This is a genomic window from Streptomyces sp. NPDC004111 (genome assembly GCF_042874215.1).
GTDB lineage: Bacteria > Actinomycetota > Actinomycetes > Streptomycetales > Streptomycetaceae > Streptomyces.
Genome location: NZ_JBIAMU010000021.1, coordinates 160,195 through 177,050 on the forward strand (window position 1 = coordinate 160,195; position 16,856 = coordinate 177,050).

Annotated in this window: 16 protein-coding genes; 7 read left to right on the forward strand and 9 right to left on the reverse strand. The window is 74.4% G+C overall.

Annotated elements, in window-relative coordinates; genetic code table 11:
• Window positions 1-63: 63 nt before the first annotated feature.
• Window positions 64-525 carry a hypothetical protein gene (locus ACFYVL_RS34680; protein WP_389252110.1) on the forward strand — a complete coding sequence of 154 codons (462 nt, stop codon included), beginning with the start codon at window positions 64-66 and terminating at the stop codon, window positions 523-525.
• A gap of 106 nt (window positions 526-631) precedes the next feature.
• Here ACFYVL_RS34680 and tatA read toward each other — a convergent pair whose 3' ends face one another.
• Window positions 632-880: a Sec-independent protein translocase subunit TatA gene (gene tatA / locus ACFYVL_RS34685; RefSeq protein WP_389252112.1), complete on the reverse strand. Its 249-nt coding sequence runs from the start codon at window positions 878-880 to the stop codon at window positions 632-634.
• A gap of 410 nt (window positions 881-1,290) precedes the next feature.
• Here tatA and ACFYVL_RS34690 point away from each other — a divergent pair, with 410 nt between their 5' ends.
• Window positions 1,291-2,988, forward strand: a complete 1,698-nt coding sequence (locus ACFYVL_RS34690) for a PAS domain-containing protein (protein WP_389252114.1) — start codon at window positions 1,291-1,293, stop codon at window positions 2,986-2,988.
• A gap of 74 nt (window positions 2,989-3,062) precedes the next feature.
• On the opposite strand, the gene ACFYVL_RS34695 is transcribed toward ACFYVL_RS34690, so the two are convergent.
• Window positions 3,063-3,338, reverse strand: a complete 276-nt coding sequence (locus tag ACFYVL_RS34695; protein ID WP_389252116.1) for a hypothetical protein — start codon at window positions 3,336-3,338, stop codon at window positions 3,063-3,065.
• 170 nt (window positions 3,339-3,508) lie between these two features.
• Here ACFYVL_RS34695 and ACFYVL_RS34700 point away from each other — a divergent pair, with 170 nt between their 5' ends.
• Window positions 3,509-3,793: an SHOCT domain-containing protein gene (locus tag ACFYVL_RS34700; protein ID WP_389252118.1), complete on the forward strand. Its 285-nt coding sequence runs from the start codon at window positions 3,509-3,511 to the stop codon at window positions 3,791-3,793.
• Between the two features lie 30 nt (window positions 3,794-3,823).
• Here ACFYVL_RS34700 and ACFYVL_RS34705 read toward each other — a convergent pair whose 3' ends face one another.
• From ACFYVL_RS34705 to ACFYVL_RS34720, 4 genes are all read right to left on the reverse strand, one after another.
• Entirely contained in the window at window positions 3,824-6,370 is a 2,547-nt protein-coding gene (locus ACFYVL_RS34705) for a glycoside hydrolase family 65 protein (protein WP_389252120.1), read from the reverse strand.
• Between the two features lie 46 nt (window positions 6,371-6,416).
• Window positions 6,417-7,175, reverse strand: coding sequence for an HAD family hydrolase (locus ACFYVL_RS34710; RefSeq protein WP_389252122.1), 759 nt, complete (start codon window positions 7,173-7,175; stop codon window positions 6,417-6,419).
• On the reverse strand, window positions 7,175-8,191 hold the full coding sequence (gene gap, locus ACFYVL_RS34715; protein WP_389252124.1) for a type I glyceraldehyde-3-phosphate dehydrogenase: 1,017 nt from the start codon (window positions 8,189-8,191) through the stop codon (window positions 7,175-7,177). Before gap ends, ACFYVL_RS34710 begins: the two co-directional genes overlap by 1 nt.
• 81 nt (window positions 8,192-8,272) lie before the next feature.
• Window positions 8,273-9,190, reverse strand: coding sequence for a universal stress protein (locus ACFYVL_RS34720; protein WP_389252171.1), 918 nt, complete (start codon window positions 9,188-9,190; stop codon window positions 8,273-8,275).
• 332 nt (window positions 9,191-9,522) lie between these two features.
• Here ACFYVL_RS34720 and ACFYVL_RS34725 point away from each other — a divergent pair, with 332 nt between their 5' ends.
• Window positions 9,523-9,906: a peptidase inhibitor family I36 protein gene (locus tag ACFYVL_RS34725; protein ID WP_389252126.1), complete on the forward strand. Its 384-nt coding sequence runs from the start codon at window positions 9,523-9,525 to the stop codon at window positions 9,904-9,906.
• A 91-nt stretch (window positions 9,907-9,997) separates the two neighbouring features.
• On the opposite strand, the gene ACFYVL_RS34730 is transcribed toward ACFYVL_RS34725, so the two are convergent.
• Window positions 9,998-12,937, reverse strand: coding sequence for a BTAD domain-containing putative transcriptional regulator (locus tag ACFYVL_RS34730; RefSeq protein WP_389252128.1), 2,940 nt, complete (start codon window positions 12,935-12,937; stop codon window positions 9,998-10,000).
• 128 nt (window positions 12,938-13,065) lie between these two features.
• Here ACFYVL_RS34730 and ACFYVL_RS34735 point away from each other — a divergent pair, with 128 nt between their 5' ends.
• Complete coding sequence (locus ACFYVL_RS34735; RefSeq protein WP_389252130.1) at window positions 13,066-13,686, forward strand: chemotaxis protein CheB; 621 nt, start codon at window positions 13,066-13,068, stop codon at window positions 13,684-13,686.
• A gap of 15 nt (window positions 13,687-13,701) precedes the next feature.
• Here the strand turns inward: ACFYVL_RS34735 and ACFYVL_RS34740 are convergent, their stop codons facing one another.
• Entirely contained in the window at window positions 13,702-14,268 is a 567-nt protein-coding gene (locus ACFYVL_RS34740) for a YbaK/EbsC family protein (protein ID WP_389252132.1), read from the reverse strand.
• A gap of 136 nt (window positions 14,269-14,404) precedes the next feature.
• Here ACFYVL_RS34740 and ACFYVL_RS34745 point away from each other — a divergent pair, with 136 nt between their 5' ends.
• Entirely contained in the window at window positions 14,405-15,292 is an 888-nt protein-coding gene (locus ACFYVL_RS34745) for an alpha/beta fold hydrolase (protein WP_389252134.1), read from the forward strand.
• A gap of 177 nt (window positions 15,293-15,469) precedes the next feature.
• Here ACFYVL_RS34745 and ACFYVL_RS34750 read toward each other — a convergent pair whose 3' ends face one another.
• Window positions 15,470-15,967 (reverse strand): cupin domain-containing protein, encoded by a 498-nt coding sequence (locus ACFYVL_RS34750; protein WP_389252136.1) that lies wholly within the window; start codon window positions 15,965-15,967, stop codon window positions 15,470-15,472.
• A gap of 72 nt (window positions 15,968-16,039) precedes the next feature.
• Here ACFYVL_RS34750 and ACFYVL_RS34755 point away from each other — a divergent pair, with 72 nt between their 5' ends.
• Complete coding sequence (locus ACFYVL_RS34755) at window positions 16,040-16,591, forward strand: TetR/AcrR family transcriptional regulator (protein ID WP_389252137.1); 552 nt, start codon at window positions 16,040-16,042, stop codon at window positions 16,589-16,591.
• Window positions 16,592-16,856: the final 265 nt, after the last annotated feature.

The following is a 16,856-nucleotide window of genomic DNA, read 5'->3' on the forward strand; positions in this document are numbered from 1 at the left end:
ACCCGAACGCGTGCCTCTGTGCTCGCCGTCCCCCTTGTACTCACAGCCCTGGCAGGATGTGGCATGACCGAAGAGAAGAGCGAAGGGGTCCCCTTCGCCGGCACGAGCACCTCGCGCGACGCCGCCGACGCGGTGGAAAAGGTCTCCAGTGAGATCTACGACCTGCTGGGCGTGAAGGGAAAGGCCTCGGAGAACTCCGCGGGAGTGACGGGCTGCGAGGGGAAGGACCCCAAGACCTACTTCCGCGTCTTCCATCCGTGGTCCTTCAAAGCCGCCGCGGTGAGCGACCAGGCCAAAGCGATGGAACGGCTCAAGAGCGAACTGCCCAAGCACGGGTGGAAGATCGTCCGTTACGGACCGAACAACAGCAAGAACAAGAGCGTCACCCTGACCGCCGACCACGACGAGAAGAAGGTCAGTGTGAAGGTCACCAACATGGAGAAGGGCGACGCGCCGATGCTCAGCCTGGATCTGGTGTCGGGCTGCTACAAGGTGCCGGACGGCAAGACGGTCGAACACTTCTGAGCGGCCGTACGCCGTAACACCCCCCGCACCAACGGACGTGCCCGAGCGCAGCGGACCCCGCTGCGCTCGGCTGCCCCCGTACGGGAGGCGTGTGCGGTCCGTCGCGTCAGTGCGCGGTGCGTTCCGCCTGCGGGGCCGAGTGGGGCGGGGCGGCGTGGGAGGCCTGCGGCTCCGCGGTGTAGGTGGCGGCCGGCTGCGTGCCGTCCTCCTTCAGCGCCTTGGCCTCGCTCTTGAGGATGCGCAGCGACTTGCCGAGCGAGCGGGCCGCGTCCGGGAGCCGCTTCGCTCCGAACAACAGGATGAACACCACTGCCACTATCGCCAGGTGCCACGGCTGCATCACGTTGCGAAGCATCTCACCAACTCCATTCGTCGCCTCGAATCATTGCCGCAGATCCGGCAATACCAGTCATATTGCGCAACTGTACAACCAGCCCGAATCCCCAAGGGGCGCGGGTGCGCCCCGGCCGGGACACCGCGTGCACGGCCCGCTGCCGCCCCGGAAGCGGGCCCGGCCGGAGGGTCACCTGATCCCTGCCTGATCACGATCTCAAGGAAGGCTTAAGAAACCCCGTCCGGTGCCCGCACGGGCCCGTGCCGCCGTCGGCGGAGGGTTAGGTTTCTGACGGCGGGCCAGAGATGTCCCTCGCAGGTGAGCACGCACGCTCCCCGTGCGCCCGGAGCACCTCCGCCGTCCGCCGCCGCCCCCGGCGAGGACGGGTCCGTCGCCTCGCCCGCCCAAAGGCCCGGAAAGGAACCGTCGCCGTGGTCCCGCCCCTCTCCCGAGGCACCGCCCGCCTCGCAGCCATCTCCGACGCCCTCCCCGAGAGTCATGTGTCCGGCCGCCGCGACGGCGCGGCCGGTCACACCGACCCCGCTCCCCGAGGCAGGTCCGGGAGGCCCGGCAGCCCCGCCGAACCCCAAGCCGACGTCGGAGCCGGTACCGAAGACGACGGGTTCCGTTCGGCGGCCCTCGCCGAGGCGATCCTGCGCGCCGCCACCGAAGGCATCGCCTGCACCGACACCGCCGGCCGGATCGTCCGCGTCAGCCCCTCCTTCGCCCAGCTCCTCGGCCACGGCGCCGACGAACTCCGCGGCGCCGCCCTCCACCCGCTGGTCCTCGCCCGGCGCCCGGACGGCACCCCCTTCCCGTACGAGGAGTCCCCGCTCGCCGACACCCTGCGCTCCGGCCGCAAGCACCGGGTCCGCGGCCAAGTGCTCCGGTCCAGGAGCGGCGAACGCGTCCCCGCTGACCTGACGACCGCCCCGGTCCGCGACGGCGACCGGATCGTCGGCGCCGTCATGACCTTCACCGACCGCGGCCCCTACGAGAAACTGGTCCAGGAGTACGCCGCCGAACTGGCCGCACTCACCGACCGGGCCGAACAGCAGGCGGCCGAACGCGCGGAGCGGGCGCGACAGGAGGAGCAGGAGGAGCGGTACACGGCGCTCGCCGCCCGGCACGCCGAACTGGCCGCCGTACTGGCCAGTTCCCTCCGCGGCGAACTGGACGACCGGCTCACCGAGGGACTCGTGGACCACCAGCGGCTGGCGGCGGGCACTGCCACCGTCACCCGGCACCCCATGGTGCTGGGCGACCTCGTGACCAACAGCATCCACAAGGCCACGGCGCTCACCGGCCCGCACCGCACCCCGTTCGCCGTGCACGCGCCCTCCGTCGTCGTCGTACTCGACCCCGTGCGCGCGACGACCGCCCTGGCCCACCTGATCGCGGACGCCTGCGGCTACCCGTCCTCGGGAGCCGGCCGCCCGCGGGGCCGGACCGGCGGCCGGGCGGACACCACGGTCGTCATCACGGCGGACCAGTACGGCGACGTCCTGCGCATCGAGATCCGCGGCCCGCGCGCGGTCGAGGACCCGGCCCACATGCTGATCGCCCGCGGCATCGTCGACGCGCACGGCGGCACCCTCACCGCCCTGCCCCTCCCCGGCGGAGTCGGCCTCACCCATGTCGTCGAGCTGCCCACCACGGCCGTACCGATTCCGGGGCCCGGCACCACCGGAGCCCGGCCGCCCCTGACCCGCCCCGCGCTGCCCGCCCCGGCAGCCGCAGCGGCTCCCGCGCCGCACCCGGCCCCGGCACCCGTCCGCGCGCCGCACCCGGCCCCGGCACCCGTCCGCGCGCCGCACCCGGCCCCGGCACCCGTCCGCGCGGCGCACCCCGCTCAGTCCCCGGCCTTCGCGGCGCACCCGGTCCGGGTCCCGGTCCCGTTGTCGCGTCCGGTCGCGGCCACGCTTCCGGCGCCGGCCCCCATCGCCGGTTCCCTGATCATCGGCGCGGCCGTCCGGGCACATCACGCCCGGTCGACGAACGACCTTCCGGTCCGCGCCCGCTCCGTTCCGCTGCCGTCCCCGCCGAGTCCGGACGCCGCCCCGGCTGCCGACGTCGAGACGGAGCGCATCGTCACACTCCTGGCCAGACTCAGGAACCACCCCGCCTGAGGACGCGTGCCGGCTGCGGCGCACGCACCCGCGCGGGGCCGCGCGGCGGGCCGGGCAGGCGCGCGCCGTGCGGCTCAGCCGGCGGGCGGGGAACCCTCGTCGAGAGCGGCGGTGAGATGGGCGAGGGTGGCGGTGGCCGCGTCGCGGACACCCTCTTGTGCCGTGGTGTCCGCGAGATGGGACAGCAGCACGGCGGCGGCCTGGAGCACCGCGGCCTGCACGGGCACCGTGCGGAGCCCGGCGAGGACGGCGGCCACCTGGGCGTCGGCGGACGGGGCGGTGGGCCCGCCGGGGATGAGCGAGTGGACGCCGCGGCCGAGTGCGGGCCGCTCGCGACGAGGTGCGGTCACACCGACCAGTGTCCCCGACGGCAGGCCCCCCTCGTGCCCGAAACCGACCCTGCCGGTGGGGCCGTTCGGACCCCGGGGAGGGGCGTCCGTCCCCTGCCCGGGGAGCGGCGGGCGCCGGATGCTCGGTGTACGGGAGCCGGGACGGAGCCGGTGACCGCGGCGGCGAGGAGGTGACCGCGGTGATGTACTGGCCGGACCACGGCGTCAGCGGCTGGGGGTGGGCCGCGATGTCGTTCGGCACGATCGTGTTCGGGGCGCTGGTGGTGTTCCTCGGCGTCATGGCCTGCCGCGCACTGAACCGCGACCGCCGGAACGGAGGTTCGCACGCCGCGCCCTCCGCCGAGCAGGTGCTCGCCGAGCGGTACGCACGGGGCGAGGTCGACGAGGACGAGTACCGCGGGCGCCTGTCCGTACTGCGCGACCCCGGAGGGCACCCGCCGCCGCACACCGGATGAGGAGCACCGGTCCCGGTCGGCGCACCGCGGTCACGCCTCCGGGCCGGCCCGCCCGGACGGCGGGCCGTGGCCCACGAGGGTGAGCCGGCACGTCTCGCCCGGGGCCACCGTGACCGTACGGTCGGGGAGTTCGACCACGATCGGGCCGAGCCGGGAGGCGGGCACCGCCATCCGCAGCTCGCCCGCCCGCAGGCTCAGCCCGACCCCCCAGTGACCGCGGTAGCGGATCCGGAACCCGTACTCCGAGATCTCCGGCAGCGGCACCGGGTCGAGCCGCAGCACCCCGTCCCCCGGCTCCAGCCCGGTCAGCCCGCGCTGCACCAGGTCCAGGGTGCCCGCCATGGCGCCCAGGTGAATGCCTTCGCCGGTGGTGCCGCCCTGGACGTCGGCGATGTCCCCCGCCAGCGCCTCCTGGCAGTACCGCCACGCCTCGCCCCGGCGGACCCGGGCGAGCACCCAGCCGTGCACCAGCCCGCTGAGGGTGGAGCCGTGGCTGGTGCGGCACAGATAGAAGTCGACGGTGCGCCGCCACACGTCCGCGTCGACCGGGTACCCGAGCCGCCGGAAGAGCCCGTGCAGCTCCGGGGCGGAGAACAGGTAGCCCAGCATCAGGACGTCGGCCTGCTTGGAGGCCCGGTACCGGTTGACCGTGTCGCCCTCGGCCTCCAGGATGCGGTCGAGCCTGCGGATGTCCCCGTACCGCTTCCGGTAGTCCTCCCAGTCCAGCTCGGCGAGCGCGTCGTACCCCGCGAACTGGCTGACGACCCCCTCGTGGAAGGGCACGTAAAGGCGCCGCGAGATCTCGTCCCAGCGGGCCAGCTCGGAGCGCTCGGAATCGTCCAACAGGCCCTCCGCGTAAAGGAGTTCGCGACGGCGCGGGGCGGGCAGCGCCCGCAGCAGACCGAGGGTGCGGGCCAGCACCCAGGCGGCGGTGACGTTCGTGTACGCGTTGTCGTCGAGCCCCGGCGACGACGCACCCGGATAGCCGTCGTGGTACTCGTCGGGCCCGACGACCCCGCGCACGCGGTACCGGTCGAGCCCCGGGTCGTAGGAGGCCAGCGACGCCCAGAAGCGGGCGATCCGCACCAGCATCTCCGCGCCCCTGGTGTGCAGATAGGCGGTGTCGCCGCTCGCCTCGCAGTACTGCCACACGTTGTACGCGACGGCGGAACCCACGTGGTGCTGGAGGTGCGTGTGGTCCGGAAGCCACCGTCCGGAGCGAGGGTTGAGGTGCAGGCGCTGGGTCTGCTCCCGGCCGTCGCCGCCGCTCTGCCAGGGGTACATCGCGCCCCGCAGCCCCGAAGCGCGGGCCGCGTCGCACGCGGCCTCCAGCCTGCGGTGGCGGTAGTCCAGCAGGGCGCGCGACACCTCGGGGAACCGCAGGTTCAGGTACGGCAGCACGAACAGCTCGTCCCAGAAGACGTGCCCCCGGTACGCCTCGCCGTGCAGCCCCCGCGCCGGAACCCCGGCATCCAGGCCGGCGGTGTGCGGGGAGAGCGTCTGCAGCACGTGGAACAGGTGCAGCCGCAGCACCCGCCCCGCCTCGCCGGGCACCGTCAACTCGCCCCTGCGCCACAGCAGTTCCCAGGCGTCCCGGTGCGCCCCGAGGACGCCGTCGGCGCCGGGCGTCCTGGCCAGCCGGTCGAGGCACGCCCGCGTGGGGTCCCCGACGGTGGCGTCCCGCGAGGTGTGCAGGGCCACGGTCTTGTCGACGGTGACCGTACGGCCCGGGGCGAGCCGCAGCCGCAGCACCCGGGCCACGTACCGCCCGGCCTGCCGCACCCGCGTTCCGGCGACGGACCGCGCCGGAACGGCGGCCGGCGGGTCCTCCCGTACGACGACGCGGGACGCCAGGGCGATCCGGATGCCGGAGGTACGGGTGCGGCAGCCGAGCCACAGGTCCCCGCCGTCGGCGGCCCCGCCGCGCACCCGGGTCAGGTGCCGGCCGTCCAGCTGGCGGTAACGGGCGACCCCGGAGTTCCGCACCGTGCCGTCCAGGCCCGCTTCGACCTCCATGTCACCGGCCCACCCCTCGGCGGTGAACCGGGTCCGCAGCAGCGCCAGATGCGGGTCCGCCATGCTCACCAGCCGGGTCTGCCGTACGGAGAGACACCGGCCGTCCGCGCCCCGGAAACGGGCCTCGCGTTCGAGGATCCCGCCCCGCAGGTCGAGCCACTGGCGGTGCTCGACCAGGGCGGGGGAGTCGGGCGACAGCCACGGCTCCGGCCCGCCGTCGGCCGCGCCGGCGCGGGTGTCCCCGTCCCCGGCACGAAGGAAGTCCCGGTCCCCGGCACGCAGGAAACGGAAGCGCAGGGGCAGCCAGTTGGGCAGGTTGACCAGGTCCTCGTTCTCCACCTGCCTGCCCGCGACCGTCGAACCGAGCGTGTCGTAGCAGCCCGCGGCGTACGTGCCGGGGTAGTGCACGGGGCCCGCCGGGCACTCGGGCGCCGCGCCGCGGGTGGCGAAGCAGCCGTTGCCGAGCGTGCACAGCGCTTCGCGCACCTGCTCCCGGGCCGGGTCGTAACCCTCGTACGCCCAGGTCCAGTCATGGGCCGGACCGTGCTCCCGTTCCCGCATCCTCGGCTCCCGTGCCGCTGGCTCCGTACTGCCCGTTCCCGTGTGTTCAGCCCGCCAGGTCCTCCAGGACCAGGAGCCTCGCCAGGTCGTCGACCACCAGGTCCGCGCCGTGCCTCAGCAGCCGGACCCGCGTCGCCGGCGAGTGCGACCGGTCCACGCCGATCACCAGACCGAAGGCGCCGCGGCGGGCCGCCTCCACCCCGGCCAGCGCGTCCTCGACGACCGCCGCCCGGTGGGCGCAGACGCCCAGGCGGCGGACCGTCTCCCGGAACAGCGCGGGGTCGGGCTTGCCGGGCAGCCGCAGCCGGGCGGCCTCACCGCCGTCCACGAGGACGTCGAAGAGGCCGCGCAGGCCCGCGCGTTCCAGCAGCTCCGCCGCGTGCCGGGAGGCGGAGACGGCGGCCAAGGGCACCCCGGCGGCCCGCAGGGTGCGCAGCAGCAGGACCGTGCCGGGGTAGGCGTCGACTCCGTGCTCGCGCAGCCGGGCGGTGAACAGCGCCTCCTTGCGGGCGGCCAGGCCCCTCAGCTCGTCCTCGCCCGGGTGCAGCCCCCGGGACTCCAGGAACGTCCGGGCCCCGTCGAGGCGCGACCTGCCGTCGACGTACCGCAGATAGTCCTCGCGCGCGTCGAAGGGGCGGCCGGCCGCGGTCCCGGCGGGAGTACGGGACCGCAGAAAGGTGTCGCAGGCCGTCTTCCACGCCGCCGCGTGCACCCGCGCCGAGTCGGTGATCACCCCGTCGGTGTCCAGGACCACGGCCGCCGTGCCCCGCAACGGGGCGGGCACGGCGGCTCCCCTCGTCCGCATCAGCGGTCCGCCGCGATCAGGGCGGTGAGGTCGAGGAGCCGGTGGGAGTACCCCCACTCGTTGTCGTACCAGCCGAACACCTTCGCCAGCGTGCCGTGCGCCCGGGTCAGGCCGGCGTCCAGGACGCAGGACGCCGGGTCACCGATCACGTCGCGCGACACCAGGGGCGCCCGGGACACCCGCAGGACGCCGTCCAGCGGCCCGCGGGCCGCCGCGTCGAAGGCCTCGTTGATCTCCCGGGCCTCGACCTCCCGGGCCAGTACGACCGCCAGGTCCGTCAGCGAGCCGTCCTCCACCGGAACCCGCACCGCGACGCCGTCCAGCACACCGTCCAGCTCCGGCAGGACCGTGCCCACGGCGCGTGCGGCACCCGTACTGGTCGGGATGATGCTCAGCGCCGCCGAACGGGCCCGGCGCAGGTCCGTGTGGGGACCGTCCAGCAGCGCCTGGTCGTTGGTGTAGCCGTGCACCGTGGTCATCGTCCCGCGCTCCACCCCGAAGGCCTCGTGCAGCACCTTCACCATCGGAGCCACGCAGTTGGTGGTGCAGGAGGCCGCCGAGACGATGCGGTGCCGCTCCCGGTCGTAGGTGTCGTCGTTGACGCCCACGACGAACGTGGCGTCCACGTCCCTGCCGGGCGCCGACAGCAGCACGCTGCGGGCGCCCGCCTTCAGGTGCAGCGCGGCCCGGTCGCGGTCCCGGAAGCGACCGGTGGACTCCACGACGACGTCCACCCCGTGCTCGCCCCAGCGCAGTGCCGCCGGGTCGTGCTCGGCGGTGACGGCGATCCGGTGACCGGCCACGGTGATCGCACCGTCGTCGTGGACCACCTCGTGTCCCAGGCGCCCGAACGTCGAGTCGTACTCCAGCAGATGGGCCAGCGTGCCGGGCGGCGCGACGTCGTTGACCGCGACCACCTCCACCTGCCGCGTGCCCTGCTCGGCGCGGCGCAGTGCCGCGCGCAGATAGGTGCGGCCGATCCGGCCAAAGCCGTTGATGCCGACGCGTACGGTCATGGCGGTGCTCCTTCGCGGGACGGTCTCTCCACTCCACGGCGGCGGTACGGGGGCCCGGTGCTGCTCCACGGCGCGGTGCCCCTACCAGCGTTCGGGCACCACGGCGACGGGACAGGCGCAGTGGTGCAGCAAGGTGTGCGCGACCCGGCCGATCTGGAGCCCGAACCTCCCGTCCCGGCGGCGGGCGCCGATCACCAGCAGCCCCGCGCCGTGCGAGGCGTCCAGCAGCACCTTCCGCGCGGGGCCCTCGACGGTCCGGCGCTCCAGTTCGACGTCCGGGGCCACGTCGCGCAGCGCGGCTTCCAGGGCTTCGGCGGCGCGCCGCGCATGGTGGCGGGCCGGTTCGCCGGCCAGCAGCGGATGCTCGGCCTCCTCGTGCGCGGGACACCGCCAGGCGCGCATCGCCAGCAGCGGCACCCGGCGCGCCCGCGCCTCCTCGACGGCGAAGCGGACGGCTGCCGCCGGCTGCCGGTGCTCCGGCTCCTCCCCGGCGCCCGGCGGCTCCGGCCTCCCGATGCCGAGCACGATCCGCGGTCCGGGCCGCGGCTTCGTACCGGCGGGACGGCCGCCGCGCAGTACGACCACGGGGCAGTCCGCACGGGAGGCGACCGCGAGCCCCACGGAGCCGAGCAGCAGATCGGCGACGCCGCTCCTGCCGTGACTGCCCAGGACCAGGGCGGAGGCGTTGCGCCCCTCGTCGAGGAGCACCGAGACCGGCTCCTCGGTCACCGTCACGGCCGACACCCCCACCGCACCGCCCGACCGGCGGTGGGCCCGCTGAGCGGCGCCCTCGACGAGACGGTCGAACGTGCCCGCGCTGCCGTTGACGGCGCTCTCCCCACGGGGGAACCCGCCTTCGTACCGGTCCCAGAGCGAAGCGTGCACCAGCCGCAGCGGCAGCCCCCGCAGCAGCGCCTCGTCCACCGCCCAGTCGACGGCCCCCAGGCTCTCCGCCGAGCCGTCGATCCCCACGACGAGCGGCAGCACCACGGCCCTCACCACCCCTGCCCCGCGACGCCGTCGATACCGCGTGCCTGCGTGCCAGTGCGGGACATCCGCGTCACCTCCCGGATCGTGGGCCCTCTTCGAGAGTCGCCCGGACGCACCGCGCCCCGGCAGGGGCCACAGGTCCTCCACCGGGGCCGACCGGCCCATGCAGTAAGGCGGCCGACCGCAGCCGTGTGACCGGCACGGCGGCCGACCGCAGCCGCGTGACCGGCAAGTGAGCGCCGCGAGATCGACGGCTGGAAGCGTGGGACCCGTCAAGCAACGGAGCTGCCGTGCACGGGCGCACGAACGACGTCCGGCACGAACCGAAACGGAGAACCGCGATGCGCGCCAAGAAGTCCAAATTCGCCCAGGTCCTGGTCACCGCCCTGTTCACCGCCACGGGTCTGCTCGCGGCGGCCCCCGTCTCGGCGCAGGAACAGGCGGCGGACTGGCACTGCGACAGGTGGGGGTTCTGCATCTACACCGGCGACCACGGGGACGGCCGGGTGATCTCGATGAAGTACGGCGTGTCGGACCTGGCCGGCGTGGCCGGTGGCGTACTCGACAACAACGTCCGCTCCGTCAAGAACATCTCCGGCAACACCTGGTGCCTGTACGACCGGGCCGGTTACGGCGGGGAGCTGACGCGGATCCTCGACGGGTACATCGGTCCCATCCAGTGGGAGGGGATCGGCAACCGGGTCTCCTCCGTCCGCGCCTGCTGAAATCCGCTGCCGCCGGGCGGAAGGAGGACCTCCTCCTTCCGCCCGGCGGGCCGCCCGGGGCCGCGCACAGGCCGCGTCCCGGGCTCCCTCCTCAGGACGGCCGCCCGTCGGCCCCCGATTGCGGCACCAGTTCCGCGACGAGGGCGAGTGCGAGGGCGACGCCGTCGGCGGACGCCGATCCCCGGCCCCACTCCGCCGCGCAGACGTCCGCACCCAGGGCGTCCCGGGCCGCGGACTCCGTGCGGGAGTGCACGGTGTGGAAGGGCTGGAGGCCGGTGAGGGTGACGCCCGTGGTGCGGCGCAGGCGGTCCGCTGCGCCGAGCAGTCGGGCCGCGTACCGGGGGTGACCCAGCGCCCCGAGCGTCCAGGCGATCGTCTCCACGTTCCACACCGGCCCCCAGCTGTCGGCGAGGGCCCGCTGGCGCACGAGCGCCTCCCGCAGGGGGCCGATCGCCCGGGACGGGTCGCCGTGCAGCAGCTCGGTGAGGCCGGTGCACCAGTGGGCCCAGGAGCGGGCCCACTCGGCCCCGTTGGCCTCCGCCTCGGCCACGTACGTACGGCAGGCGAGCCGGGCCGGTTCCCGGGTGCCGAGAAAGGCCGCGGCCATCGCCCACAGCATCGTCGCCATGTGCGCGTCACCGGTGGCCCCGCCGGCCCGGAAGGCGTCGCGGGCCCGAGCGAGCAGACCGACACAGCCGGGGCTGCCGTGCACCAGGAAGTCGTACGCGCCCTCGATGTACAGGGCGGGCGCGGTCGTCGCGAACGGCCCGGCGCTCCGGCAGGCCCCGGCGAACTCGCGCGCCGCGGGTCTGTCGCCCTGGCAGAGCGCGATCCACGCCTTCATGGCGGTGGCCAGGGCGGCCACCTCCGCGGGCAGCTCGCCGCGCGCCGCGGTGAGGGTCTCCAGCCAGTGGCGCCCCTCGCCGGGCGTGCAGCCGAAGAACCAGAAGCGGGTACGGGTGAGATGGACGGCGATCTCCACACCCACGGGGGCCAGACCGGGATGCGTACGGCAGAACTCCAGGGCGGCCCGGATGTTGGGCACCTCCGCACGCAGCGCCAGCAGCCAGCCGACCTCGGCCGGGCCGCACCACTCGGCGGCGGCGCGGGCGGTCGTGCGGTGGTAGTGACCGCTGTGCCGCAGGCGCACTCCGGTGGCCGCCGCCGGCTGCTCCTCCAGCCGCCGCATCCCGTACTGGCGGATGGTTTCGAGGAGGCGGTAGCGGGCCGGGCCGCCGGTCTCCTCGACGACCACGATCGACTTGTGGACCAGTGCGGTCAGCAGGTCCAGCACCTCGTGGGAAGCGATCCCGTCCCCCGCGCAGACCGATTCGGCGGCCTCCAGGTCGCAGCTGCCCGCGAAGACCGACAGCCGCTGCCACAGCAGCCGTTCGCCCGGCGTACACAGGGAGTGGCTCCAGTCGATGACACCGCGCAGGGTCTGCTGGTAGCGGTGCGGCGAGCCCGCCCGCGGGGCGGCCAGCAGCCGGAACCGGTCCTCCAGCCGGTCCAGGACCTGCTCGACGCTCAGCGAGGACAGCCGGACGGCGGCCAGCTCGATGGCGAGGGGGATGCCGTCCAGCCGCCGGCAGAGTTCGGCGGCGGGCGCGCTGTCCGCGTAGCAGCGGGCGGCGGCCGGGGCGCAGCCCGCCGCCCGGTCGGTGAGCAGGCGCAGCGCCTCCGAGGGGGCGGTGCTGTGCGCCTCGGGGAGGGTGAGCCCGGGAACGACCAGGACGTGTTCGCTCGGCACCCCGAAGCGCTCGCGGCTCGTGGCCAGCACGCGCAGCCCCGGCGCGGCCCGCAGCAGCCGGAGCGCGAGTACGGCGACCTCGTCGACCAGGTGCTCGCAGTTGTCCAGGACGAGCAGGACGCTCCGGCCGCGGAGGTGGTCGGCGACCGCGTCGGCCGCGGGGCGCGCCGACTGGTCCCGAACCCCCAGCGCGTCGGCGACCGCACGGTCCAGCAGGGCGGGCTCGGAGAGGCTGGCGAGATCGGCGAGCCACACCCCGTCCGCGAAGCCGGGAGCCGCGCGCAGTGCGGCGCGCAGCGCGAGCCGGGTCTTGCCCACGCCGCCCACCCCCGTGAGGGTGACCAGCCGGGACCGCTCCAGCAGCCGCTGCACGAGGGCCAGTTGACTCTCCCGCCCGACGAAGGTCGTCGTCTCGGCGGGCAGGTTCCCCGGAGCGGCGGCCCGGACACGGGCCGCGACGGCGACCGGCTCCGCGGCAGCGACCGGCTCCGCGGCAGCGACCGGCTCCGCGACGGCGACCTGCTGCGCGACGGCGACCGGCTCCGGCGCGGCCGTCAGGATGCGCCGGTGCATCGCCCGCAGACCGCTCCCCGGATCCGCCCCCAACTCCTCGGCCAGCAGCGAGCTCACCCTGCGGTAGCAGGCCAGCGCCTCGCCCTGGCGACCGCACTGGTACAGCGCCAGCATGCGCTGGGCCCAGAAGCGCTCGCGCAGCGGATGCGTCTCGGTGAGCGTGCACAGCTCGGGCAGTACGTCCGCCGGCCGCCCCCGGCCCAGTTCGGCGTCGACGCACAGTTCGTGGGCGTGGACGCGCTGCTCGACGAGCGCGGGCAGGACGTCCGCGAACAGCTCGCCCGGCAGGTCCGACAGGGGCTCCCCGCGCCACAGCCCCAGCCCCTCCCGCAGCAGTACCGCGGCGCGCGCGGGCTCGCCCGCCTCCAGAGCTGCCGCCCCCTCCCGCACGAGGGCGGCGAACCGGAACGTGTCCAGGGCCGTCGGCGCGACGTCGATCGCGTAGCCGCGGCCGTGGGTACGGACCAGCTCCGGGCCGAGGGCGCGGCGCAGCCGCAGGACGTAGTTCTGCAGGGTGTTGCGCGCCCCTCCCGGCGGGCTGTCGCCCCACACCCGGTCCACGAGCGTGCCGACGGGGACGATCGCTCCCGCGTCGTTGAGGAGGGCGGCGAGCAGGATCCGCTGGCGGGTGGCGGGGAGGTGTACGGGAAGGCCGTCGCGAAGGATTTCGAGTGGTCCCAGGAGTCTGAACTCGTACTGTGCGCCCATTGGCACGAGCGTAGAACCTTGCGTAACCATTCCGCTACCGTGCGTGAAGAGTCGCGGGATGGGCGGGCGGGCCGCGCGGTGGCCCGGCACACCTCGTACGGTCCGTCCGGCGGACGTACGCTGCACACGTGCAGATCTTCCCCGGGACGGACGGCCGCGGCCACTGGGAGGCCGTGCTCGTCGCTTCCTCCGCCGGAGGCGTGCAGGGCCTCAAGGTGCTGCTCGGCGGGCTGCGCGCCACGTTTCCGGTACCGGTGCTGGTGGCCCAGCACCTCAACCGCTCCGGCGGAACGCGCATCGTGACCATCCTGGCGCGCTCCACCGCACTCACCGTCAAGCTCGCCGAGGACGGCGAGCGCCCGCGCGCGGGAACGGTCCACATCGCCCCGCCCGACCGGCACCTGTGCGTGCGGGAGGACGGAACGCTGTCCCTGACGCACGAGGACCGGGTCAACTACGCCCGCCCCGCCGCCGACCCCCTCTTCGAGTCGGCCGCGACGGCGTACGGGGCCGGGGTCATCGGCTGCGTGCTCACCGGCGCGGACGGCGACGGCGCCCGGGGCGTGGAGGCGATCAAGGCGCAGGGCGGCACGGTCCTCGTGCAGGACCCCGAGACGGCGGAGTTCCACGGCATGCCCAAGGCCGCGGTGAGCACGGGACGGGTGGACCACGTCCTCCCGCTGGCGGACATCGCCCCGGCCCTCAACAGGTTGGTACAGGAGAACGGAAACGCCGAAGGCCCGTCCTGACCCGAACCGGCCTCGCTACCCCTGCGGGCGGGACGCCAGCCCGGGTACGACCACCGCGCCGGGAAGCTGCGCGAACGCCTTGCCCGGCACGATCAGTTTGCCGACCCGGCGGCCACTGCCGATCAGTACCTGCTCCAGGTCCAGAAGGCTCGCGTCCACCAGGACCGGCCAGTCGGCGGGCAGCCCGACGGGCGTGATGCCGCCGTACTCCATGCCGGTCAGCCCCACGGCCGTGTCCATCGGGGCGAAGGACACCTTGCGGGCGCCGAGTTGACGGCGCACGGCCCCGTTGACGTCCGCGCGGGCGGCGGAGGGGACCAGACAGGCGGCCAGGGAGGTCTCGCCACCGCGCTTGGCAGCGACGATCACACAGTTCGCGGACACGTCGAGCAGCCCGGACCCGTAGCGCTCGACGAAGGCGGCGGTGTCGGCGACCGCCGGATCGGTCTCCACATAACGGACCTCGGCAGCGGGCACGGGCCCGCTCCAACGGCGCAGGGCATCGGCGACGGGGGCGACGAGATCACCGAGACGGTCGGGCGCGGGAGCGAGCTCCTCGAAGCGGTCGAAAGGCGTAGACATGCGGGCCATGGTGCCGCGAGGGGAAGCGGGACCGCACGGGTGTCCGGCATGTGGCCGTGGGGCGGGGGCGGCCGAGCCGACCGACGGCGGGCACAAAGTGTTTGCCGTGGTCGTTCTCGCTGGTCAGGATGACCCCATGCCTCACACCTCTGCTCATGACACCGCTTGCGGCACGGCCCGCCTCACGGCCCCCGACGGGACGAAGCTCGCCTTCCACGTACGGGGCGAGGGCGCGCCGCTGCTCGTGCTGCCCGGCGGGCCGATGCGTGCCTCCGCGTATCTCGGGGACCTCGGCGGGCTGTCGGAGCACCGGCGGCTGATCATGCCGGACCTGCGCGGCACCGGCGAATCCGGCGTTCCGGCCGACCCTGCCACCTACCGCTGCGACCGGCTCGTCGACGACGTCGAGGCGCTGCGCGCCCACCTCGGGATCGAACGCGTCGACCTCCTCGCCCACTCCGCCGCCGGTGACCTCGCCCTCCTCTACGCGGCCCGCTACCCGCGGCGCATCCGCAGTCTGACCTTCGTCACCGCCCGCGCCCGCGCTCTCGGTGTCGACTTCACCGTCGAACAGCGCAGCGCGGCAGCCGAGTTGAGGGCCGGTGAACCGTGGTACGGGCCGGCGCGGGAGGCGTTCGAGGTCTTCTGGCGCGGGACGCCGTCGGACGAGGAGTACGAGGCGGTACTTCCCTTCTTCTACGGCCGCTGGGACACGGCCGCGCAGGAGCATGCCGCGTCCGACATCGGGCAGAGCAACGAGGAAGCGGGCGAACTGTACGCCTCGGAGGGCGCTTTCGACCCGGCGACCGCGCGGAGCGTCCTCGCCGGACTGGACGTGCCGGTGCTCGTGCTGGCGGGGGAGTGGGACGGCGGGCCGTGCCCGGAAGTGGCGGCGGAGATCGCGAAGTGCTTCCCGCGTGCGGAGCTGACCATTCAGTCCGCAACCGCCCATTACCCGTGGCTCGACGATCCGGAGCGGTTCGTCGCGGCGGTGGCGGGTTTCCTCGGCCGGGTGAGTGGGTGAGTGGGTGAGTGGGTGAGTGGGTGAGTGGGTGAGTGAGTGAGTGGGTGAGCGTAGGTGGGGTCTGACGTGGGCGCCTTGCGCGGGCCGCTTCGGCGCGTGGTGGCGCGGTGCGGCCCGCGCTTTCTGTGCGTACCGCCTACCGCCTACCGCCACGCGCCGGTGGGAACCGACTGACCGCTACGGCCGGTCCGGGGCCACGGGCTGCGACGGGGTCGCGGGCTCCTCGTACGTGATCCGGTACGGCTCGGCGATGCGGTTCAGCAGGGCGGCGTCGGGGCGGCCCCGGCGGCCGGCCCCGGACAGGTGCTCGGACAGGTCCTCCAGGTAGCACTCCCAGCCGCCGGGCGAGGAAATCTGGAGGACGTTCGGCGGCGGGGTGCTCGCGGGGCGCAGGGCGTGCGGCACACCGTGCGGCAGCAGGACGAACTGGCCCGCCATCACCGTGCGGTCCGTGTCGTCGAACTCCACGCCGAGCGCCCCCGACAGCACGTAGATGCATTCGTCGGCCACGTGGTGGACATGGCGCGGGATCTCCTGGGCGACGACGACCTCCATGAGGGAGAAGCGCCCCTCGGTGTCCTCGGTCCTCGCCTTCACGGTCGTCGCGGGCGGCAGCGGCACGCGGGTGGGTCGGGAGGCGCCGGGGTCGAGCAGGATGAATCGGTCTTCGGACATGGGTATCCTTCCCTCAACGGCTACGGAACCGGAATCCGATTCCGTTTAAAGGTGAGCAGAGGAAGCGACGGCATGTCAAGACCCTCCAGGACCGACGCGGAGCGAAATCGCCTGCGCGTGCTGAACGTTGCGCACGAACTGTTCGCCGAGCGCGGCGACGAGGTGCAGATGGCGGAGGTCGCCCGCGCCGCCGGGGTCGGTGTCGGAACCGTCTACCGGCACTTCCCGACCCGGCAGGCCCTCGTAGGCGCCGTCGCCGAGCAACGATTCGTGAAGGTGCTCGCGTTCGTCGAGGAGGAGTGCCCGGTGCGGCCCGACGCGTGCGGGGCGGTGGAGGCGCTGCTGACGCGGGTGGGGGAGATGCACGAGGAGGGGCGCGCGGTCTCCGGGGTGATCGAGGCGTCGTTCGGCGGCATGGCCCCACGGGGCGAGGTCGGCGAGGCGCTGCTCGCGATGGGCGCGCGGCTGGTGGAGCGGGGGCGGACGGACGGCTCACTGCGCGCGGACGTGACGGTCGCCGACCTGTACATGAGCGTGGGCGCCGTGGCGATGCTGAGCCACAACGCGATCGGAGACTGGCGCCGCTTCGTAGAAATCACCCTGGCCGGTCTGCGGCATCTCTAGGGGCGCGAGGAACCGCGCGAGCAACCCACGACGCTCGCGCGGGAAGACCACCGGCCGCGCGGCAGCGGTTCAGGGAAGGGGCGGGGAGGGGCGCCGCCCGCCGCAGGCGCGACACGGCCGGGCGGCGCCACACGGCGGCAGCCGCGAACCGCAGGCCCAGCGCTGCCTTGGGAGCCGGGGCGCAGCCCGATCCACTCCCGGCCCACCGGGCACCCGCCCCCCCCGTGACCCAGCCCCCGCCGAGGCACTCCCACCCTCCCCGCCC

What these genes read in the sequence shown, in the direction of transcription:
- ACFYVL_RS34725 (WP_389252126.1), top strand. Translation starts at nt 9,523, where the DNA reads ATGCGCGCCAAGAAGTCCAAATTCGCCCAGGTCCTGGTCACCGCCCTG.
- ACFYVL_RS34745 (WP_389252134.1), top strand. Translation starts at nt 14,405, where the DNA reads ATGCCTCACACCTCTGCTCATGACACCGCTTGCGGCACGGCCCGCCTC.
- ACFYVL_RS34755 (WP_389252137.1), top strand. Translation starts at nt 16,040, where the DNA reads ATGTCAAGACCCTCCAGGACCGACGCGGAGCGAAATCGCCTGCGCGTG.
- ACFYVL_RS34750 (WP_389252136.1), bottom strand. Translation starts at nt 15,967, where the DNA reads ATGTCCGAAGACCGATTCATCCTGCTCGACCCCGGCGCCTCCCGACCC.
- gap (WP_389252124.1), bottom strand. Translation starts at nt 8,191, where the DNA reads ATGACCGTACGCGTCGGCATCAACGGCTTTGGCCGGATCGGCCGCACC.
- ACFYVL_RS34730 (WP_389252128.1), bottom strand. Translation starts at nt 12,937, where the DNA reads ATGGGCGCACAGTACGAGTTCAGACTCCTGGGACCACTCGAAATCCTT.
- ACFYVL_RS34740 (WP_389252132.1), bottom strand. Translation starts at nt 14,268, where the DNA reads ATGTCTACGCCTTTCGACCGCTTCGAGGAGCTCGCTCCCGCGCCCGAC.
- ACFYVL_RS34680 (WP_389252110.1), top strand. Translation starts at nt 64, where the DNA reads ATGACCGAAGAGAAGAGCGAAGGGGTCCCCTTCGCCGGCACGAGCACC.
- tatA (WP_389252112.1), bottom strand. Translation starts at nt 880, where the DNA reads ATGCTTCGCAACGTGATGCAGCCGTGGCACCTGGCGATAGTGGCAGTG.
- ACFYVL_RS34705 (WP_389252120.1), bottom strand. Translation starts at nt 6,370, where the DNA reads ATGCGGGAACGGGAGCACGGTCCGGCCCATGACTGGACCTGGGCGTAC.
- ACFYVL_RS34710 (WP_389252122.1), bottom strand. Translation starts at nt 7,175, where the DNA reads ATGCGGACGAGGGGAGCCGCCGTGCCCGCCCCGTTGCGGGGCACGGCG.